At 68.0% G+C, this 18,482-nt stretch carries 18 protein-coding genes and 1 tRNA gene; 5 read left to right on the top strand and 14 right to left on the bottom strand.

The features are described 5' to 3' along the window. Positions 1–35: 35 nt before the first annotated feature. Positions 36–956, bottom strand: coding sequence for a ParA family protein (locus tag SRU_RS02710; protein WP_011403290.1), 921 nt, complete (start codon positions 954–956; stop codon positions 36–38). A gap of 315 nt (positions 957–1,271) precedes the next feature. On the opposite strand from SRU_RS02710, the gene SRU_RS02705 reads away from it, so the two are divergent. The 3 genes from SRU_RS02705 (at position 1,272) to rpiA (ending at position 4,740) form a co-directional block, all read left to right on the top strand. Then, on the top strand, positions 1,272–3,410 hold the full coding sequence (locus SRU_RS02705) for an ATP-dependent helicase (RefSeq protein ID WP_011403289.1): 2,139 nt from the start codon (positions 1,272–1,274) through the stop codon (positions 3,408–3,410). 39 nt (positions 3,411–3,449) lie between these two features. Continuing rightward, positions 3,450–3,941: a GNAT family N-acetyltransferase gene (locus tag SRU_RS02700; RefSeq protein WP_103015636.1), complete on the top strand. Its 492-nt coding sequence runs from the start codon at positions 3,450–3,452 to the stop codon at positions 3,939–3,941. Between the two features lie 103 nt (positions 3,942–4,044). Next, positions 4,045–4,740, top strand: coding sequence for a ribose-5-phosphate isomerase RpiA (gene rpiA / locus SRU_RS02695; RefSeq protein WP_112903052.1), 696 nt, complete (start codon positions 4,045–4,047; stop codon positions 4,738–4,740). A gap of 110 nt (positions 4,741–4,850) precedes the next feature. On the opposite strand, the gene SRU_RS02690 is transcribed toward rpiA, so the two are convergent. The 5 genes from SRU_RS02690 to SRU_RS02670 all read right to left on the bottom strand — a co-directional run bounded on the left by SRU_RS02690 (position 4,851) and on the right by SRU_RS02670 (position 11,207). Beyond that, on the bottom strand, positions 4,851–5,510 hold the full coding sequence (locus tag SRU_RS02690) for an energy transducer TonB (protein ID WP_103015638.1): 660 nt from the start codon (positions 5,508–5,510) through the stop codon (positions 4,851–4,853). A gap of 194 nt (positions 5,511–5,704) precedes the next feature. After that, positions 5,705–6,118: a hypothetical protein gene (locus SRU_RS02685; protein WP_011403285.1), complete on the bottom strand. Its 414-nt coding sequence runs from the start codon at positions 6,116–6,118 to the stop codon at positions 5,705–5,707. A gap of 51 nt (positions 6,119–6,169) precedes the next feature. Further along, positions 6,170–7,798: an NAD(P)H-hydrate dehydratase gene (locus tag SRU_RS02680; protein WP_011403284.1), complete on the bottom strand. Its 1,629-nt coding sequence runs from the start codon at positions 7,796–7,798 to the stop codon at positions 6,170–6,172. A 47-nt stretch (positions 7,799–7,845) separates the two neighbouring features. After that, positions 7,846–9,831: an Ig-like domain-containing protein gene (locus tag SRU_RS02675; RefSeq protein WP_237701864.1), complete on the bottom strand. Its 1,986-nt coding sequence runs from the start codon at positions 9,829–9,831 to the stop codon at positions 7,846–7,848. Between the two features lie 71 nt (positions 9,832–9,902). Then, entirely contained in the window at positions 9,903–11,207 is a 1,305-nt protein-coding gene (locus SRU_RS02670; RefSeq protein ID WP_011403282.1) for a Glu/Leu/Phe/Val family dehydrogenase, read from the bottom strand. A 206-nt stretch (positions 11,208–11,413) separates the two neighbouring features. Here SRU_RS02670 and SRU_RS02665 point away from each other — a divergent pair, with 206 nt between their 5' ends. Together SRU_RS02665 and SRU_RS15400 are read left to right on the top strand one after the other, a co-directional pair. Beyond that, on the top strand, positions 11,414–12,202 hold the full coding sequence (locus tag SRU_RS02665; RefSeq protein ID WP_013061029.1) for a TrmH family RNA methyltransferase: 789 nt from the start codon (positions 11,414–11,416) through the stop codon (positions 12,200–12,202). Positions 12,203–12,501: 299 nt separating this feature from the next. Then, complete coding sequence (locus SRU_RS15400) at positions 12,502–12,759, top strand: hypothetical protein (protein WP_237701863.1); 258 nt, start codon at positions 12,502–12,504, stop codon at positions 12,757–12,759. An 88-nt stretch (positions 12,760–12,847) separates the two neighbouring features. Here SRU_RS15400 and SRU_RS02655 read toward each other — a convergent pair whose 3' ends face one another. The 8 genes from SRU_RS02655 to SRU_RS02620 all read right to left on the bottom strand — a co-directional run bounded on the left by SRU_RS02655 (position 12,848) and on the right by SRU_RS02620 (position 18,406). Next, positions 12,848–13,252, bottom strand: a complete 405-nt coding sequence (locus SRU_RS02655; RefSeq protein WP_011403279.1) for a low molecular weight phosphatase family protein — start codon at positions 13,250–13,252, stop codon at positions 12,848–12,850. Positions 13,253–13,314: 62 nt separating this feature from the next. Then, complete coding sequence (locus SRU_RS02650) at positions 13,315–13,875, bottom strand: DUF3177 family protein (protein WP_011403278.1); 561 nt, start codon at positions 13,873–13,875, stop codon at positions 13,315–13,317. Between the two features lie 207 nt (positions 13,876–14,082). Then, a tRNA-Val gene (locus SRU_RS02645) sits at positions 14,083–14,156 on the bottom strand. Between the two features lie 77 nt (positions 14,157–14,233). Further along, a complete protein-coding gene (locus SRU_RS02640) occupies positions 14,234–14,866 on the bottom strand; it encodes an anti-sigma factor (protein ID WP_112903043.1) in 633 nt (210 codons plus the stop codon). Positions 14,867–15,127: 261 nt separating this feature from the next. Further along, entirely contained in the window at positions 15,128–16,171 is a 1,044-nt protein-coding gene (gene holA, locus SRU_RS02635) for a DNA polymerase III subunit delta (protein WP_011403276.1), read from the bottom strand. Between the two features lie 78 nt (positions 16,172–16,249). Next, positions 16,250–16,801 (bottom strand): DinB family protein, encoded by a 552-nt coding sequence (locus SRU_RS02630; RefSeq protein ID WP_103015645.1) that lies wholly within the window; start codon positions 16,799–16,801, stop codon positions 16,250–16,252. A 118-nt stretch (positions 16,802–16,919) separates the two neighbouring features. Continuing rightward, positions 16,920–17,639: a NuoI/complex I 23 kDa subunit family protein gene (locus SRU_RS02625; protein WP_103015646.1), complete on the bottom strand. Its 720-nt coding sequence runs from the start codon at positions 17,637–17,639 to the stop codon at positions 16,920–16,922. 200 nt (positions 17,640–17,839) lie between these two features. Beyond that, positions 17,840–18,406, bottom strand: coding sequence for a YqgE/AlgH family protein (locus tag SRU_RS02620; protein WP_011403273.1), 567 nt, complete (start codon positions 18,404–18,406; stop codon positions 17,840–17,842). Positions 18,407–18,482 lie beyond the last annotated feature (76 nt).

Here is an 18,482-nt window from a genome sequence, read left to right as displayed (position 1 = left end):
GAAGCAATCAGGTACGGCGATCGCAGCGTCCAGGGCTACATGGAGAACTCGTCGGCCGGCGTGGCGGCGTCCTCGTCGGCCTCGGACGACGCCCCGATCGCGTCCGACAGGGTTTCCTGGTCGCCGGCGGACGGCGTCTCGATGCTTTCCGCGTCGCCCCGGCCGTTGCTGTCCGGTGCAGAATCGAGGTACTCCTCGTTGTGGGCCAGAATCTCGCGGGCAAGGGCCATGTAGTTCTGGGCCCCGGTGCTGGACGCCTCGTACAACAGGGCAGGCTTCCCGAAGCTGGGCGCCTCCGAGAGGCGCACGTTGCGCTTCACGATGGTCTCGAACACCCGCTCGCCGAAGTACCGGCGCACCTCGTCGGCCACCTGGTTGGACAGGCGAAGGCGCGTGTCGAACATGGTCATGAGCACGCCCTCGATGTCCAGGTCCGGGTTCAGGTGCTGGCGAACAATCTTGATCGTGTTCAGCAGCTGCCCCAGCCCCTCCAGCGCGAAGTACTCGGCCTGCACCGGGATGAGAACCGAGTCCGAGGCGGTGAGCGAGTTGAGGGTGAGCAGCCCCAGCGAGGGCGGGCAGTCGATGACGATGAAGTCGTACTTGCGCCGGATGCGGGGCAGGGCGGCGCTCAGCAGCTTCTCGCGCTGGGTCTCGTCGATGATTTCAACCTCGGCGCCCACGAGGTTGATGTGGCTCGGCATCATGTCGAGGAACGGCATCGCCGTGCTCATCACCGCGTCGGACGCATCCACCTCCCCGATGAGCACCTCGTAGATGGAGTTGTCCACCTCGTCGGACTCGATGCCGATGCCGGAGGTGCAGTTGGCCTGCGGATCGATGTCCAGCAGGAGGGTGGGGTGCTCCGTCGCCGCCAGGGAGGCGGCCAGGTTGATTGCGGTGGTCGTTTTGCCCACCCCGCCCTTCTGGTTGGCGATCGCGATAACTTTTCCCATAGTAAACTACCGAAGACAATCTCGCTCGCAAAGAGGTTCACCCGGCCCCACGCTTGACGACGGGCCCGGACATGACGACGGGGGACTATAACCTACGAACCACGCCCCCCCAATGTCTACCCCCCGCGACCGGATCACTCGTCCCGGCACGGAGGTTTAGTACGTGGTTCTTTTTGCCCGGCCCCTAATCCTGGGACTGTCTCCCAACCGGCCGCTGCCGGTCAGTGTTCTGCCCACCGCGGGCGCCACGCCGGCCTGCCCCCCGCCCCGTCGCTGTCTCACCTCGCTGTCTCGCCCACGTCCTCGCTCCCCACCATGGCGCGCCGCATTGTACTGTCGTCGGACCGGGACGAGCCGTCGGGGTCGACCGAAGACCTTACGATCGAGTACGCGGAGGCCCTCAACGAGCAGCAGTATGCGGCGGCGACGGCTGGGAAGGGGCCGCTCCTCATCGTGGCCGGGGCGGGCACCGGCAAGACGCGCACCCTCATCTACCGCCTCGCCTATCTGGTCGAGACGGGCACGCGCCCCCAGCAGATCGTGCTGCTCACCTTCACGCGACGGGCGGCCAACGACATGACGGCCCGCGCGTCCAATCTGCTCGACGGGCGTTGCGAGAAGGTGCGCGGCGGCACGTTCCACGCCTTCTGCCTGGAGGTCCTGCGGCAGCACGCCGAGGCCCTCGGCTTCCCGCGCAACTTTACGGTCCTCGACGCGGCGGACGCCGCCGATGTGCTCAGCGTCATTCGCACCCGCGGCGAGTACGGCGACGGGGAGGAACGCTTTCCCCAGAAGAACACGCTCTACTCGATGTTCTCCTCGGCCACGAACCGCGACGAGACGCTCGGCGAGACGATTACGAAGCGCTACCCCCAGTTCACGAGCCTGCACGCGGAGCTCAAGGCCCTCCGCGACGCGTACCGGCGGTACAAGAAGGAGCACGGGCTCATGGACTTCGACGACCTGCTGGAGCGCACGCTGGAGCTCCTCGAGACGGACGACGATGTGCGGCACCAGGTGGCCAGCCGCTGCCGGCACGTGCTGGTTGACGAGTACCAGGACACCAACGCCCTCCAGGCCGAACTGGTCAAAAAGTTTTCGTCGGTCCACGGCAACGTGACCGTGGTGGGCGACGACGCGCAGAGCATCTACAAATTTCGGGGCGCCGACTTCCGCAACATCTTCCGCTTCCCCGACGAGTTCGACGACACCGAGGTCGTGAAGCTGGAGCACAACTACCGCTCGACCCAGCCGATCCTGGACCTGGCCAACCGCGTCATCGAGCAGGCCGAGCGCTCGTACGACAAGACGCTCTTTACCGAGAAGACAGAGGGAGAGCTCCCGGCCCTCGTCCCGGCCGCCGACGGCGACATGGAGGCCCGGTTCGTGGCCGAGATGGTGCTTCGCCTGCGCGAAGACGGGGTTCCGCTCAGCGATGTGGCGGTGCTCTTCCGCAGCAGCCACAACGCGTACGACCTGGAGGTGGAGCTCAACCAGCGCAACATTCCGTTCGTAAAGTACGGCGGGATGAAGCTCAACGAGGCGGCCCACATCAAGGACGTGCTGGCCCACCTGAAGGTGGTGGAGAACCCGCAGGACGCCGCCTCCTGGAACCGGGCGCTCCAGCTCATCCACGGCATCGGGCCCAAGACGGCCCAGTCCCTCATCGAGTGGACGACGGAGGCGGCCGAGGACCCCCTGACGCTCGGGGACGGCGCCCCGTTCTCCGACCGGTACGCGGCCCGGCTCAAGCAGCTCTTCTCGACGCTCCGCCACGTCCGCTCCGACGATACGTCCGTCACCGAGCAGGTGGAGGCCATCCTCGACTACTACCAGCCCCTCTTCGAAAACAAGTACGCCGACGACCACCCGAAGCGGGCCCCGGACCTGGAGCACCTGGCCGGCCTCGCCGCCAACCACGAGTCGCGCCAGCGCTTCCTCTCCTCGCTCACGCTCGATCCCATCGAGCTGACCGCCCTGGACCAGGAGACCGGAGAGGACGACGAGCCCCCCCTCGTGCTGTCGACCATCCACTCGGCGAAGGGCCTCGAATTCCACACCGTCTTCCTGATCCGGGCGCTCGACGGCACCATTCCCTCGCGCCACGCGCTCCGCGAGCCGGGCGGGGTCGACGAGGAGCTGCGCCTCTTCTACGTGGCCGTGACGCGGGCGGAGGAGGGCCTGTTCATCTCCTACCCGATGACGCAGTACCGGCGGGGGCAGGGCGAGTACATGACGACCCCGAGCCGCTTCGTCGAGGACCTGCCCGACGACGTCCTCGAACCGGTGCAGCTCGTCGAAGAAGACGCCGTGGACGAGAACGCCCCGGATGCGCCTGAGGGGGGCGACACACTGCCCTCTTCCCGGAACGGGGAGGCCCCGGCGCCCCCCGAATCCACGCGGGACGACGGGCCCCCCGACGACCCTGCCGACGCCGACGGCCTTCCGTTTTAGACGACACGCTTCCGACCTGCTCTCCCCCACTGCTTCATCATGAGGACGCCACACGAGCATTCCACGCCGCCCGAGGCGCACGAGGCGGCCAAGGTCCCCCTCGAGATCCTGGAGGTGGGCATGGAGCAACTCGATGCAATCCGGCGCCTCAACGTCGCCATCTTCGACGACGCCCACATCATCGAGACGTTTGAGCGGGACGACCTGCTCATGCTGCTCGCCCGGTCGGGCGGCACCGACGTGGGCTTCAAGCTGGGCTACCGGCTCAACGAGGCCGCGTTCTACAGCGCCAAGGGCGGCGTCCACCCGGCCCATCGTCGCAACGGCATTGCCCGGGCCCTTCTCTACGACATGCTCGACGTCGTGGCCGGCCGCGGCTACGAGCGATTCGTGTACGATACGTTTCCAAACAAGCACCCCGGGATGACGGTCCTCGGCCTCGACGAAGGATTCGAGGTGATTCGGGCCGGCTACAGCGCCAAGTACCAGGACTACCGGCTCCGCTTTGCGTGGACCTTCGACGCGGCATGACGTTCGGGCGGATCAGGGACCGCGCCGACGGTGCCAGAACGCAATCGACGGGTGCCCCCCACAACACATCTCCGATACTCTGCCTTCCCTCACACGCTCTTCTATGGATCGCGACACCGCCAAGCAGGCCGCCGCCGAGGCCGCCGCTCAACTCGTCCGCGACGGCATGTGCGTAGGCCTTGGCTCCGGCTCCACCACCGCCTACGCCCTCGAATTTCTCGGCCGCCGCATTCAGGCCGAGGACCTCGACGTGCAGGGCGTCCCCACGTCGTTTGCCACCGAGCGCCGCGCCCGCACCCACGGCATCCCGCTCACCTCGCTCGACGACACCCCCAGCCTCGACCTTGCGCTCGATGGGGCCGACGAGGTCGACGACGCCTTTCGCCTCATCAAGGGCGCCGGCGGGGCGCACGCCCGCGAGAAGGTGGTGGCCCACCAGGCCGACCGATTCGTGGTGCTGGTCGACCCGACGAAAGAGGTGAGCCGGCTCGGCACCCAGTTCCCGGTGCCCGTGGAGGTGCTCCCCATGGCCGCGACGCCGGTAATGAACGCCCTAGACGCAGCGGGGGCGACGCCGACGCTCCGCACGGCCGACGCCAAGGACGGCCCGGTGGTCACCGACCAGGGCCTGTGGATCATCGACGCCCGGTTCCCCGACGGCATCGAGAACCCCGACGCCCTTAATCGAAGACTTTGCGACCGCCCCGGCGTGCTCGACCACGGCCTGTTCCTGGACATGGCGACCGATGTCCTCGTGGGCCGTCCCGATGAGTCCGTAGACCACCGTTCGGCGTCCTAGCCCGGAGGGGCCGGGCCAACTGCTCGCCCTGCACAAAAACAAAAAAACGCGCACCGCGGGTGCTCCCACGGTGCGCGCTGAAACGGACCAGACGAGAATCGGAGGCCGCGTTACTGAAGCCGGAACGTCACGGGAAGGGACATCTGGACCTTTACGGCCTGTCCCCGCTGCTTCCCGGGCTTGAAGCTCTGCTCCTTCACCGCCTTGACGGCTTCCTCATTCAGAAGCTTGTGGACGCCCCGTGTCACCTTTGGGTTCTTCACGTTGCCCTGCTCGTCCACGACGAACTGAACGATCACGCGCCCCTCGATGCCGGCCTTCTTCGCAAATTCGGGGTACTCGACCGACTGCTGGAGCGCCCTCATGCCGCCGACCAACTCGGGTTGGTTCTCGACGACCATAAAGATTTCCTGCTCCTCTTCCTCCTCCTCTTCCCCGTCGTCGGGCGGCCCTTGACTGGTGTCCAGCCGCTCGTCCATGTCGAGCGAGGCGTCGAAGTCGGTCTCATTCTCGATAACTTCGTTGTTCGGCACCTCCTGGGGCACCGGGGGCTTCGGGGGCGGCGGCGGCTCCTTCTCCTGCTGGGTCTGCTGGATCTGCTTCATGTCCACGGTCTCCTGCTCCTCCATCTGGACCTGGAACGAGCTTTCGTTCGAGAAGTCGGCCCGGAAGGCCACGATGAGGAGCGTAAGCGAGAGAACCAGGCCGATCTCTACGTACAGCGGGTACTGTTTGCGTAGATCCGCCCCTTCTTCCTTGCGCAAGGCCATGGTGGGTCACCTTGTTGTGAGACGATGCGAGTACCGCCGCGCGGACACACGGCCGGATGCTGAGCAATACGCGAGACGAAAATGAATACACCGGCCCTTTCTCGATGTTTCATCTTTGGGGCGCCCCCGTCACGCGGATCGGGCTCGCCGAGGGGCCCCGTCGGCCCGCCTGCCCTCCAGTGTAGCGCCACGGCCTAGGCCGATGCCCGATCCGTCCGACGCACATGGTAGACGTAGTATCCTACAAATGCAACGCCGAACCCGAGGAGGTCCGCCGTGACGTCGTAGGGATCCGCCATCCGCTGGACGGGCAGCAGGTGCTGGTACACCTCCGTTCCCACCGCAAACAGCAGCCCCCCGACGAAAAACATTCCGCCGCGCCGACGAAAGCACGCCGAGAGCCTCTCGGTGTCCGGCGGGCACAGGCCGCGCAGCCAGAGAATTCCGAATCCGGCGAAGAGCCCCGCGTGCACGACCTTGTCGAGACCAGTGGCCTGGGCGTCCGGCATGCTTCCGGTGGGGAGGGTCAACGCAACGAGAATGCCGACCGTCCAGAGCGTCGCAAGAAGGCGGTAGTGAACGGTGCGGAGGGACGACAGAATGCGCATCGGGCGGAGGCGTATCAGGGAGAAACAGAAATTTCAGGGAAGGCGCGAGATTTACCTCTGCCGACGCCCCTCTCCGAACCGTTCGGCGGCCACACGGGGTATCATGTCGAGCAGGTCGGTCGCCACCATCGACCGGGGGTCGTGGGTGGCGCCGTACCGCTCGGCCGCGGCCCCGCCCACGTGCAGGGCCGCCGCGGCAGCATTGAGCGGCGACAGCCCCTGGGCCATGAGCCCCACGCACTGGCCGGCCAGCACGTCGCCCGTGCCCGCCGTCGCCAGGGCCGGCGTGGCAATGCTTCCGAGGACGGTCCGACCGGTCGGCCCGGCAACGACGCTCGGCATGCCTTTCAGCAGACACACGGCGTCCCACCGCTCCGCGTAGGTTTGTGCGGCGCGCACCCGGTCGGTGAGGGCCCCCTCCTCCCCCGCAAGCCGCCGGAACTCCCCGGCGTGCGGCGTCAAGACCCACGGCGCCTGTCGCTGGTCGGCCAACTCATCGATGTGACCGGCCAGTGCGTTGAGGCCGTCGGCGTCGAGCACAAGGGGCGTATCGACCGTCCGCACCAGTCGTCGCACGAACTGTGCCGTTCCCGGGGCGCGCCCGAGGCCCGGCCCCACGAGAATAGCGTCCGCAGTGTCTGCGGCCTCGGCCAGCGCATCGAGGGCCGCGTCTGGGGCAATGCCGTCGTCGTCCCCGGTCGGGAGTGGAAGGGTGGGAATCGTCGTGAGGGCCCCGGCGAGCGTCGCGTGGATGGTCTCCGGCCCCGCACACCGCACGTACCCGGCGCCGCTGCGCCCCGCCGCCTTTGCCGCCATGACCGGCGCCCCCGCAAACGGAGGCGCCCCCCCGACGATCAGAGCCGTCCCGACACTGTATTTGTAAGCGTCGGGGTCTCGTGCCGGCCACCACGCCCGCACCGCCGCGTCGGTCGTCTCGCGCACGCAGCCCGGCTTCTCCGCGGCACGGTCGAGCACGAACGGAGGCATGCCAATATCGACGACCTCGACGGTTCCGGCCCGCGTGGGCCCCTCGCCGACCCGCAGGCCCACCTTCGGCGCGGCCATCGTCGCCGTGCGGTCGGCCCGGACGGCGACGCCAAGAACCGCCCCGGTGTCGCTGTGGAGGCCGGTGGGCACGTCGAGGGCCACCGTCGGCGCCGTCCGCCCATTCACCCACGTCACGAGGCTGCGGATGGGCTCCCGCACGTCGCTCGTGAGCCCCGTCCCCAGGAGCGCGTCGACGTAGAGGCGAGGCCGAAGCGGCGCCACCGCGGCCGTCAGTGTCTCCACGTCCTCCAGCTCCCCGATGGTCAGTCGCTCCCCGACCGCCCCGTCCGCCTGGAGTTGCCGCAGCAGCGACAGATTGTGGGCCGCGTCGTCGCTCAGCTCGTCGGGGGCGCTCGCCAGGACGACGTGTACCCGCGCCCCGTCGGTCACGAGGTGCCGCGCCACGACGAGCCCGTCCCCGCCGTTGTTGCCCTTGCCGCAGAGCACCACCACGGCCTCGTCCTCCAGGGGCCCGTAGGCGTCCTGGATGCGCGCGGCACAGCCCCGACCGGCCGTCTCCATGAGCGTAAAGCTGGGCAGGCCGTACTCCTCAATCGTGTAGCGGTCGGCCGCCTGCATGGCACCCGCCGTAAGGACGGGGGGGCACAGTGCTTCAGCGTCGGAAGAAGCCATCATTTCGAGCAGTGTGTTGCAGTTCAACCAATCGCGCGGAAGTCGTCTCAGCGGCCCCGCCCAGCGGATCCGGATGTGTCGGGCGGCGACGCGTCGGGCCGGGCCGGCTCCGGCACGAGAACCGGGATCCGCAGCGGGACCGGCAGCTCTGTCGTCCACCGGGGGCGCGCCTCCAGCGGCTCCCGGAGCCACGTCACCGGTTCCGCCGGCACGTAGGGCTGGATTTGGCCGCCGTCCCACCGCCCGTTCTCGTTGCGGTCCAGGTACGCCCGGAACCGATACCGGCCCTCCGGCAGCTCCGCGAACTCAAACAGACTGTCGGGCGGCGTGGTCAGTCGGCGGGGGGCCACCGGAATGGAGGACTCGACCGCCGTCAGGTCGACCGCAACCGGGCCGCCGTCCAGCAGCGAGTCCGGAGGCGTCGCGTCCCGCTGGGTCCCCAACGAGTCTTCGGGGGCGGCGAGGGAGTCGGCCCGAGCCGAGTCGGCACGAATGGGCGACGGGCGGGCCGCGGGGGCGTCCGCGTCCGCTTCTCCCCCCTCCTCCGCCGCGCGCGTCGTGTCGATGACGCGGGCCCGACCCGCAAGCGCGCCGAGCACCCGGCCGGTAACGCGCCGGAAGCGACGACGAACGGTCGTGTCCGGCTGGGCAAATACGTCCCCCGCCACCCGCACGTCGACGACCTTCCCCGGCGAAAGGGGCGGGTCGGGCCGAAGTCGGTAGGTGGTGCCGTCGTCGGTTGCGAACGAGACAGACTGGGGGGCGCCGGTGGTGTCCCGGACGTCCACGCCCTCCCGCAGTGCCGCGCTGTCCGGGGCCTGATTAAATCGGACGCCCGGCTGCACGCCCGGCAGGAGGGGACGCGCCCCCGTCGAGTCTTGCCCCAGGCCGGTCGGCACGAATCCTCGGAACCGCGTGCGCAGGGTGTCAGCCCGCGCGGCCGCCCGGAACCGGGCCGTGTCCGGCCTGAGCGGCTGCCCCAAGGTATCGACCACCGCGCCACGTCGCAGCGGCAGGGCGTGGCGCGCATCGGGCATCGGCGCCGTGCGCACCACGATCGCGTTCGGGCGATCGGGGGCGTTGTACACCCCCCGCACGGCCACCGGGGTGCCGGTGGCCGAGTCGCGCGGGGCCCATGCCGTCGGGGATCGCGTCCCGAGCCGCACCGGCTCGTCGAAGCGCAGGCGCAGGCGCTGCCGACTCACCGGCCGCACCTGCTGGAGCTGCGGGGCGGTCGTGTCGCGCCGCGCCAGGAGCCAGGGCACCGGCACCGCCGCGGCCCCACTGTCGGCCCGGATCGACAGCCGGGGCGGCACGGCCACCGGCTCTTGGGGATCGGGCTGACGATTGCGGTTGTTGTCGCGGAGGGCAAGAACGTAGTAGGGCCCTTCCCGCATGTAGTCGAACGAAAAGCGCCCCCCCTCGCCGGTCTGTGTGCGATAGCTGGGCGCGTCGGGCAGCGGCCGGACGGCCGACGCCCCGGGCGGGAGGGCGTAGGCAAACACATCCACGCCCTGCTGGGTGGTGCCCGAGGGGCCGTTCACGACGCGGCCTTCAATTTGGCCCCGATTGATGCGCTCCCCCGTCGAAAACGCCACCGTGATCGGGGTTTCGAGCGAGACGCCCCGGGCGTCGCTCAGGGTCGTGCCGAATGTGAAGATGTAAGTCGTGCTGTCGCGAAGCGCGGACGGAAACTGAATCTCGACCGCCCGTCCGTCCCAGCTGAACTGGGGCCGCTGCTCGAAAGTCGGGGTAATGGACAGGGCCTGGGAGAGGGTGCTCCGCTCCACGTACTCCGAAAACTCGACACGCAGCGCGCCCACGTCCGTAGACACGTCGACGGTGTCCTGTACGGGGCGTGTCTGGACGACCGAGGGGGGCGTGCTGTCCCTCGGGCCGCCGCTCGGGGCCTGCGGATTGGCACAGGACACGAGAAGCCCAATCAGCAGCCCGAAGGCACTTCCGACGGCACACCGGCCCCCATTTTTAGTGCCTCCGTCCCAGCCCCCCCCGCCGCTACCCGACACTGACATTCCGTCCATCCTCGTCACATCCATCAATCGAGACCAGAGAACTGCATATCCGGGATTGGTCGGGTCGTCGTTCACGCGTAGATTCCGCGCATCCGGAGCGCCTCGGCCACCCGACGGATTCCCACCACGTACGCCGCGATGCGGAGGGAGACGTCGTACTTGTCCGCCGCCGTGTAGACCTTGTCGAACGCCTCCCCCATCATGCGGTCGAGGCGGCGGTTTACTTCCTCCTCGGTCCAGAAGAAGCCCTGTCGGTTCTGGACCCATTCGAAGTACGACGCCGTCACGCCCCCCGCATTCGCGAGAATGTCCGGGATGACGAGCACCTCCTTCTCCGCCAGCACCTCGTCGGCCGCCGGATGGGTGGGTCCGTTCGCCCCCTCCGCCACGATCCGGGCCCGCAGGTCCTCGGCGATCTCGCGGTTAATCTGATCCTCCTTGGCCGCCGGCACGAGCACGTCCACGTCGAGCGTCAGGAGCTCTTCGTTAGTGATGTGCTGTGCCTCCTCGTAGCCCGCCAGGGTCCCCCCATTCTGCTGGGTGTAGGCCTTCATCGCCTTCAGGTCGAGGCCGTTCTCGTTGTAGTACCCCCCCGTGATGTCGCTGACGGCCACCACGGTACACCCCTGCTCGCCCAGCAGGTCGGCGGCCGTGGCCCCGACGTTGCCGAAGCCCTGTACGGCTACGGTGCAGTCGCCCGGCGCAAGCCCGATCTGCTCCATCGCGGCGAGCGTCACGGTCATCACGCCCCGGCCGGTGGCCTGCCGACGCCCCTTCGACCCCCCGAGGCCAACGGGCTTGCCCGTCACGACGGCATTTTCGGTCTGACGGGCGTGCATCGAGTACGTGTCTAGCACCCAGGCCATGATCTGCTCGTTCGTGTTCATGTCGGGGGCCGGGATGTCCTTGTCCGGGCCGAACACGTCGAACAGGTCGGCGGTGTAGCGGCGCGTGAGCCGCTCCAGCTCGCCCGGGCTCATCTCCTCCGGATTGCACGCGACCCCTCCCTTCGCGCCGCCGAAGGGCAGGTCCACCAGCGAGCACTTCCACGTCATCCAACCGGCCAGCGCCTTCACCTCGTTGAGCGTCACGTCCGGCGCGAAGCGAATGCCGCCCTTGCTGGGCCCCAGGACGTTGTTGTGGATGACCCGGTAGCCCTCGAAGATCTTCACGCGGCCCGAGTCCATCTCCACCGGGATCGACGTCACGTGCATCCGTGCCGGGCGGCAAAGATACTCGTAGAAGCCAGGGCTCAGTTCGAGAATTTCGGCGGCCACGTCGAACCGCTCCATCATGGACTGGAACGGGCTGTCGTGGTCGATCGGGGCCGGCTCACGATACGCCGACCGCTCGTAGACGTCAAAGTTGAACGGCATGGGACTGCGGACCAAAATGCGATGATGGTGAACGGAAGGCCCTTCTGCCTTCCCGAATGAAGCCGGACGGGGAACCAGGAAGATCCGGATTCTCCGCCAAAAAGTCGAACGGCCGACGGTTCCCCTCCAAGCGAACGATCCGCGGCGCCTTCAGTTGCTCCGCCGCGTCGTTCGCCGTTCCCTTTCCCTCTTGTCGGTCAATTTTCATGCCCACGCCCCTGTCCAACCGCCGCCGCAAGGCCATCGCCGCCCTCACCCGCCGCCGGGGCCGCCGGCGACACGACCGGACGCTCGTTGAAGGGCCCCGTGCCCTCCGGGCGGCGCTCGACGCGGACGCCCCCCTCGTGGAGGTCGTCGTGACCCCGGAGGGGCGTGGCGACCCGACCGTTCAGGCCCTCCTGGAGCAGCTGTCGGTCTCTGTGCACGAGACGGACCCCGACACGATGACGACCCTCACCGACGTGGAGACGCCCCAGGGCGTCGTGGCCGTGGCGGAGCGCCGTCTTCGGGATCCCGAAACGGTGCCCGAGCAGATCGGCGAGGCCGGCACGGTTCTCGTGCTGGACGGGATTCAGGACCCGGGCAATGTGGGCACGCTGCTCCGCACGGCGGCGTGGTTCGGGGCCCAGGCCGTCGTGGCCGGGCCCGGCACTGCGGGCCTGTACGGCCCCAAGGTGATGCGCGCGGGTGCCGGCAGTCACTGGGCCCTGCCTCTCGCCCGCACGGACGCCCCGGGCCCCTTCCTCGACCGCCTTCGCCGCCACGGGGCTGCCCTCTACGGGGCCGACCTCCAGGGCACCCGCGCCGATGCCTGGGGCCCCGACCGGCCCTCGGCCCTCGTGCTGGGCAGCGAGGCCCACGGCCTCAGTGCCGCCGTGCTCGACCGCCTCGACCTGACGGTGTCCCTCCCCGGCGCCCCCGATCGTCCCGCCGCCGAGTCGCTCAACGTGGCCGTCGCCGGTGGGATTCTCCTGTACGAGTGGCTTGGCCCCTGACCGCAGATCCGCTGTGCCGGATAACCATTAAGAAATAAGAAACGACGTTAGGTCCCGGACGGCCCGCGTGTCTACCGGATGCATTTCATTTGGGGCACATTTCTCCCAAAGCCCGGTCTCTTGGTGGGGGTCCGGGCTTTTTTCTGTGCCGGTACGCAATTTTTGCGGCCCTTTCCCGAACGATTCGTCTCCCTCGGCCGCCTCGTGGGTGGGAGGGTGGAAACGGCGACGACCCACACGCATTGGGGACCGACGGCTGCTCACCTCAAGTCTGTGTCTCTCATTCTTCTTTCGCTCCTATGCCCACCTACACGATCATCGGCTTCGAGAAGGACGGCTTCGATCCCTTTTCGAGCGTCGCGACTGCCGACACCCCCGCCGAGGCGGCCCAGAAGGCCATCCAGGACACGTTCATCAAGACCCAGGGCCGGCGCCCCCCCAACACCGAAGCGCTTGCCCAGCTCGAAAACGAAACGGGACTCTTCGTCGTCGGCATTGTTGAGGGCGAGCACGACAACCTGAACGAGATCGTCGATCACTACGAGCAGTGGGACTAGGGGCTTGCGACGTGCGACCCGCAACGCACACGGGCCCCGCCCGCTTCGCGGCCCCGTCTTCGTCAGTGGGGGCGTCGGGAGTGGGCCACTACCCCGATGCGAGCAGATCGTCCAGGGCCGCGCTGATCTCTTCGAGGCACCACCGGTAGTCGGCGAGCGACCCGCCGTAGGGGTCGGGGACGGCCCAGGTGACCATCGCGTCGGGGGCCCAGTCGTGATCGTCTCGGAGTCGGCGCGCCACCGCCGGACTCATGGCCACGATCCGCCCGGCCGCCGTCAGGTCCACCGCAGACACGTCGCGGGGCGTGTGGCCCCGTAGCGACAGCCCTCGCGCCTCGCGCAGGGCTCGATCTGCATTCGGCGCCGCCCCGTCGCCCGGGCCCGCGGCCACCCCTGCACTCTCGGCCGACACGCCCCGCGCCTCCGCGAGGGCTTCGGCCAGGGGACTCCGGCACGTGTTGCCCGTACAGACAAAGAGATATTGTGCGCTCATGGCAGGTCGTCAGGGATCTGATGCGGGGTCGATCAGAACAGCGGGGCCCGAAGGGTGGCGCCTCACGACCGCCAGACCGCCCATCCGACGCGGATCACGGACGCCACGAGGTATGCCCCGTAGATCAGCCCGCCGATGACGGCGGCGTCGCCGAGCGTCGCCGGGTCCACCGAGGCATGGAGGGCCCGGTGAAGTTCTCGTGGGGGCGCCAGCCAGGCCGCACAGACGGGGTTCTCGGCCCCCTCCCAGGCGCACCGGAGCGCGGGCACCGTGAGCAGCAGGCTCGCGCCACAGAAGGCCGTGGCCCCCGCTCGCCAACGCCGGAACCAGGTCGCCACGGGCCCCTCCCCCAGCGACGCAGGCCCGGGCACGAAGAGCACGTCGCCGGCATGGAGCGCGAGCGGAATCGCGACGAGGGCCGTGTTGCCCGCCACGAAGGCCCCGGGGCGGCCGTCTACCATCAGGTAGACCGTCACCATTAGCAGCGACGAGGCCCGCCAGTAGGCCAGGAGGCGTCCCCGCACCGCGGGCCGCCACACCGACGCGAGCAGGAGCCCCAGCGGCGCGGCGACCAGGAGCGCCGTGGCGAGAACGAAGTCGAGACGAATGAGGACGGGAAGCACGGAGCAGCGTGCTGTATCAAACGGACCGTCGCGGATGGCCCACAGGCCGTAGCCAGAGCAGCATGCATCCTGGCACGTGGGGCAGAGGTGGCGTTCCCCGTTGTGTCCTGCGCGTCTCGGGCTCCGCAGGTCGCCAACGCCTTTCGTCCCAAGGGCCCTCCAAAACGCACCAAGCCCCCGGTCATCCGGAGGCTTGAGAGGAAGCGGTGGGCCCTCCTGGATTTGAACCAGGGACCTCTCGCGTGTGAGGCGAGCGCTCTAAACCGCTGAGCTAAGAGCCCGCGCAAAATGGACGGGTATTAACGGGGGTGGCTGGACCGTGTTCGGCCAAGATGGAGCAAAGTCCTCCCCATTGACCTCAGCGCTCCCCGGCCGTCATAAACGTCGGTGCGGCACGGCCCGTGTCGGTGCTCGGTGACGGGGCCTCTGCCGGAAGTGTGAGAAGCCGGTCGGCCGACGAAAACGATGAGGCGCGCGGCGGTCGGCCTCGGTCGGCTGCGCCCCGGCGCGGCGATGCTTCGTCTCGCCCCTCCGACGGCGCGGCCTGTCGCTCAATCGCAGTGGCCGGTCCGGACGAGAGCGTAGACGGCTCCACGAGCATCGACCCGGCAAGAAATCCCACGACGAGGGCCACCGCAATGGACGACGCAAGCCCGAGGGCCACGACGGACCGACTGGTCTCCTCCGACGCAAGCAGTTCTGGAGCGGCGTCTCGGAGAAGGTCTTCTTCCACCTCTCGCGCGGCTTCCATCGGGGCCGTGGGCGGCGCCCCGGTGTCCTCGCCCCCGCAAAGCAGTTCGCGCGTCTGGCGAAGGCGCTCTATGTGGGCCCGCAGCTCAGGATTGGCCTCCACGTACTGCTCAAAGACGGCCTCGACCGAAGGGTCCATTGTCCCGTCCACGTACTCGCAGAGCCACTCGTCGAGCCACTCGTAGGAAGGGACCCCGTCGCCGGACGCCTCTCCGTCAAAGGGTCGCTCGGGGAACTGCATAAACGGTGGTTCGCCGGATGTACGTTTGCGTCGGAAACCGTGGCACGAGATCCTCCGTCGAGCCGCCCTCGGGCCCCACAACATGGGGAAACGATCGTCCCATGCGGTGCGAACACGCGCTGCGGATCTGGGGGCAGCTCGTCATCGATACGTATTCGGGCTACGCACTCCTTGTTTCCGTGAATTCCGGGCCTGGCCGGCGCAAACGGATCTGAACGGCGCCATGGCGACGACGCGTCACCGTCCGGGAACGCTCTCCCCCTACGCCGCCACCGGACGGGCATCCGGCGGAAGCAGCCGCCGCAACAGGAGCGTCATCACGAGCGAGGCCTCGCGGGACGCCCCGCCCTTGAGCTCGTAGTCCGCCGCCACGAGGGCCGAGTAGGCGTCGGCAATCGCCGAGCGGTCGTAGCGCTGGGCGGCGTGCTTGTACTCCTCTACGAAGTAGGGGCTGACCCCGATGTAGCCGGCAAGGTCGTACTTGTTCTCGCGCAGGGCCCCGGGCTTCTGCAACTTCCAGAGCTTGTCGAAATAGCCGTTGAGCACGGCCACCATCATGATGGCCTCGCTGCGCGGGTTGGACGCCTGCTGCAGAATGCGGTCGACGATACGCTGTGCGTCGGCGGGACGCCCCTCCCCCAGGGCGCTCTGCAGCTCAAAGACGTTGAACTCGCGCGTCTGGCCGCTGGCGGCAAGCACGTCGTCGGCCGTGAGCCGCGTGGCGTCGCCGGCAAACGTGATGAGCTTCTCGATCTCGCTCGCCGCCCGCTGCAGGTCGGTGCCCACGTAATCGGCGAGCATCTGGACGGCCTTCGGCTTGATCTCGTACCCCTGGCCCTGCACGTAGTCCTGAATCCAGCCCGGCATCTCGTTGTCGTACGGCGACTCGAACTCGGACCACGTGGCGTGCTCCTTCAGCGCGCGGTACGGATGGGCGCTCAGGTTCGGCTTGCTGGTGCAGGCGAGCAGGACGATGGCCTGCGGATTGGGCTGGGCGGCGTAGTCCTTGAACTGACGGTTGTTCTCGAGCTTCTCGAACTCGCGGACCACCACGACCCGCTTCGGCGCCCCCGCCGGAAAGCCCTGGCACAGCCCAATCACCTCTGAAGCCTCCGTCTCCGACCCGTACACCACGTCGAGGTTGAAGTCGTGCTGGCTCGGGTCGAGCGCCTCGTCGATGAGCAGCTCCTGCAGCTCGTCGATCAGGAAGGTCTCCTCTCCAAAGAAAAAGTAGAGGGGCTCGAAGTTTTGGTGCCGGAAGGCCGTGGCCAGATCGTCGTAGGACGGGCCCGTGTCTTTTGCCATTGGCGTGGGTCAATGCCGAATTGCGGATGAACGCGCTCGTGTGCCCCTCCGATGCGCCCCGTTCGCGCGCCGCGGGCGTCAGGTCGGCAGGGGCTCATCGTCCTCGGAGAGGTGGGCCCCGTGGAGCCGGTAGCCGAGATCGCGGAGCCGCTGGAAGTCGTTCTTCGTCATGCGGTGGACCAGCCCGAAGAGGGTAAGCGTCTCGTCCTCCAGCGTGGCGGCGCGGTGCCAGGCGTCGAGGGGCAGCGTCTCCAGTCGCTCGGTGAGCGCACGCCGGGCCCCTTTCACCTCCTGCAGGATGTCGTCGATGGCCCGATCATTCCAGCCCGCGTCGTACACCTCCGCGTCCACGTCGACCGGCGCCAGGTCCGGCTCCTCCTCGTCAACAATCCGGTCGACCCGCGTCCGACGCACCTCGGCGTCGAGCGTCGCGATGGCCCCGTACAACTCTTTCATCGTAAGGGCGTCGGGCTCGGGGCGTCCGCCAAGAATCTCGTCGGGCAGGCCGTCCACCACCGTCCGGAGGGCCGTAATCTCGTCAACGAGGTACCCGAACTGGTCCACCAGGGCGTCTCGCAGGGCCTCGGGGTCCTCGGCCCGCGCCTCGGCAATGTCAATGGTCTCTTCCATCTGCGTGTGGACGTGTTTTGGGGAGAAAGGGGACGTGCCGAGACGGGGGCACCCGTTCCCACCCGACCGTGGCGACTGTTTCGGCTTTGCGATGGCGGTGCGGCCAGCCGCCTCCCGACTACTCCGCGGCGTGCTTGGTCTGCGGCGGGCCCTGCCGGTCGCCCCCCCAGTCCTGATCGCCCTCCGTGGCCATGCGATCTTCACGCTGGTGGGTGGTGTCCAGGTCGTCCATGCCCTCCTCGGCCAGCCAGTCCAGGAAGTGCTGGTCCTTCACGCTGTGGAGGTTGTTCTCCTTCTTGAAGTCCCACTGCTGCCCGAACTGCTTGTTTTTGTACTGATCCAGGTACTCGAGGCGATCCTGCATCTGCTCGCTCGGCCGCAGCAGGTCGTCGAGGTCGAAGACCGCCTCGTCGCGGCTCTGGAAGGTGAGGTCGTGCTCCTTCGACATGACGATCGCCTCCTCCGGGCACACCTCCTCGCAGAAGCCACAGTAGATGCAGCGGAGCATGTTGATTTCGAACCACTCCGGCTCCCGCTCCTTCACATTGTTCACCTCCTTCGACTGCATGGAGATGGCGAGCGGCGGGCAGGCCCGGGCGCACAGGTTGCAGGAGACGCACCGCGGCCGATCGTCCTCCTCCACGAGCACCGGCCGCCCGCGGTAGCTGTCCGGCGGATACCACTGCTCTTCCGGGTACTCGAACGTGTAGGTCGGCTCGTTGGCCATCCGGTCGAACGAGTAGCCGAGCCCCTTGAACAGCTCCGGCAGGTAGAGGCTCTCCCAGAAATTGAGGTCCCGCTCGTTCTCTTTCTTTGTGTTCTCGGGCGTGCCAGGCATGGGGGTTGTGGGTTAAAAGTTGAGAGTTAGGGGTTCAGGATGAAGGAGGCAAGAGTCGGGGGAGTGATCCCAACAGGCGCATGAAGTATACGCACTGCAGGAAGAAGGATTCCATCTCGCGTCTGCCCTCCGTCAAGAGCCCATTCATTCCATCTCCGTGCCGCTGAAACTCTCAACACGCAACGCTCAACGCAGAACCCCTAATTCATCCGGGGGTCGTCGGGAAAGTTGGCGAGGACGGCGTACTCCCCACCCATGCGCCGCAGAATGGCGCGCCAGAGCTGATCGGGATCGGTGTCAAAAACGAACTCGGCGGCGCCGGGCGCCGGAATCCAGGCCTCCTCCCCGAGCTCGCCTTCGAGCTGACCGGGGCCCCACCCCGCGTAGCCGAGGAAGAACCGCAGGTTGTCGGGCGCGGCGTCCCCGCCCTTGGCGAGCTGCTGCACAGCCTCGAAGTCGCCGCCCCACGTCATGTCGCCGGGCAGCGCCACGCCGCCCGGAATGTCCTCCCGCGTGTGGAGGTAGTGCAGGGTTTCGCGCTGCACCGGGCCCCCCATGTACAGCGGCGGGTCGTAGGTGACGTACTCGTCGAGCACATCCCCCAGGCTCACGTCGAGCTCGCGGTTCAGGATGAGCCCGAAGGTGCCCTCCCGGTCGTTGTGCTCGCAGAGCAGCACCACGGACCGGCGGAAGTTCGGATCCTGCATCATTGGGGCCGAGATGAGCAGCGTGCCGGGGCCGAGGTCGACCTCGTCGGAATCAGGCATCGGACGGACAGAAGACGGGATGGGCTGAAAACATCGCGCTACGCGCTATCGAGCAGGGTGCTACTGATGCCCCTGG

This window comes from Salinibacter ruber DSM 13855, from assembly GCF_000013045.1.
Taxonomy (GTDB): domain Bacteria; phylum Bacteroidota; class Rhodothermia; order Rhodothermales; family Salinibacteraceae; genus Salinibacter; species Salinibacter ruber.
This window is presented reverse-complemented; position numbering and strand designations above follow the sequence as displayed.

Coding starts and splice junctions, on each gene's coding strand:
- SRU_RS02710 (WP_011403290.1), bottom strand. CDS start 956: ATGGGAAAAGTTATCGCGATCGCCAACCAGAAGGGCGGGGTGGGCAAA.
- SRU_RS02705 (WP_011403289.1), top strand. CDS start 1,272: ATGGCGCGCCGCATTGTACTGTCGTCGGACCGGGACGAGCCGTCGGGG.
- SRU_RS02700 (WP_103015636.1), top strand. CDS start 3,450: ATGAGGACGCCACACGAGCATTCCACGCCGCCCGAGGCGCACGAGGCG.
- rpiA (WP_112903052.1), top strand. CDS start 4,045: ATGGATCGCGACACCGCCAAGCAGGCCGCCGCCGAGGCCGCCGCTCAA.
- SRU_RS02690 (WP_103015638.1), bottom strand. CDS start 5,510: ATGGCCTTGCGCAAGGAAGAAGGGGCGGATCTACGCAAACAGTACCCG.
- SRU_RS02685 (WP_011403285.1), bottom strand. CDS start 6,118: ATGCGCATTCTGTCGTCCCTCCGCACCGTTCACTACCGCCTTCTTGCG.
- SRU_RS02680 (WP_011403284.1), bottom strand. CDS start 7,798: ATGGCTTCTTCCGACGCTGAAGCACTGTGCCCCCCCGTCCTTACGGCG.
- SRU_RS02675 (WP_237701864.1), bottom strand. CDS start 9,831: ATGTCAGTGTCGGGTAGCGGCGGGGGGGGCTGGGACGGAGGCACTAAA.
- SRU_RS02670 (WP_011403282.1), bottom strand. CDS start 11,207: ATGCCGTTCAACTTTGACGTCTACGAGCGGTCGGCGTATCGTGAGCCG.
- SRU_RS02665 (WP_013061029.1), top strand. CDS start 11,414: ATGCCCACGCCCCTGTCCAACCGCCGCCGCAAGGCCATCGCCGCCCTC.
- SRU_RS15400 (WP_237701863.1), top strand. CDS start 12,502: ATGCCCACCTACACGATCATCGGCTTCGAGAAGGACGGCTTCGATCCC.
- SRU_RS02655 (WP_011403279.1), bottom strand. CDS start 13,252: ATGAGCGCACAATATCTCTTTGTCTGTACGGGCAACACGTGCCGGAGT.
- SRU_RS02640 (WP_112903043.1), bottom strand. CDS start 14,866: ATGCAGTTCCCCGAGCGACCCTTTGACGGAGAGGCGTCCGGCGACGGG.
- holA (WP_011403276.1), bottom strand. CDS start 16,171: ATGGCAAAAGACACGGGCCCGTCCTACGACGATCTGGCCACGGCCTTC.
- SRU_RS02630 (WP_103015645.1), bottom strand. CDS start 16,801: ATGGAAGAGACCATTGACATTGCCGAGGCGCGGGCCGAGGACCCCGAG.
- SRU_RS02625 (WP_103015646.1), bottom strand. CDS start 17,639: ATGCCTGGCACGCCCGAGAACACAAAGAAAGAGAACGAGCGGGACCTC.
- SRU_RS02620 (WP_011403273.1), bottom strand. CDS start 18,406: ATGCCTGATTCCGACGAGGTCGACCTCGGCCCCGGCACGCTGCTCATC.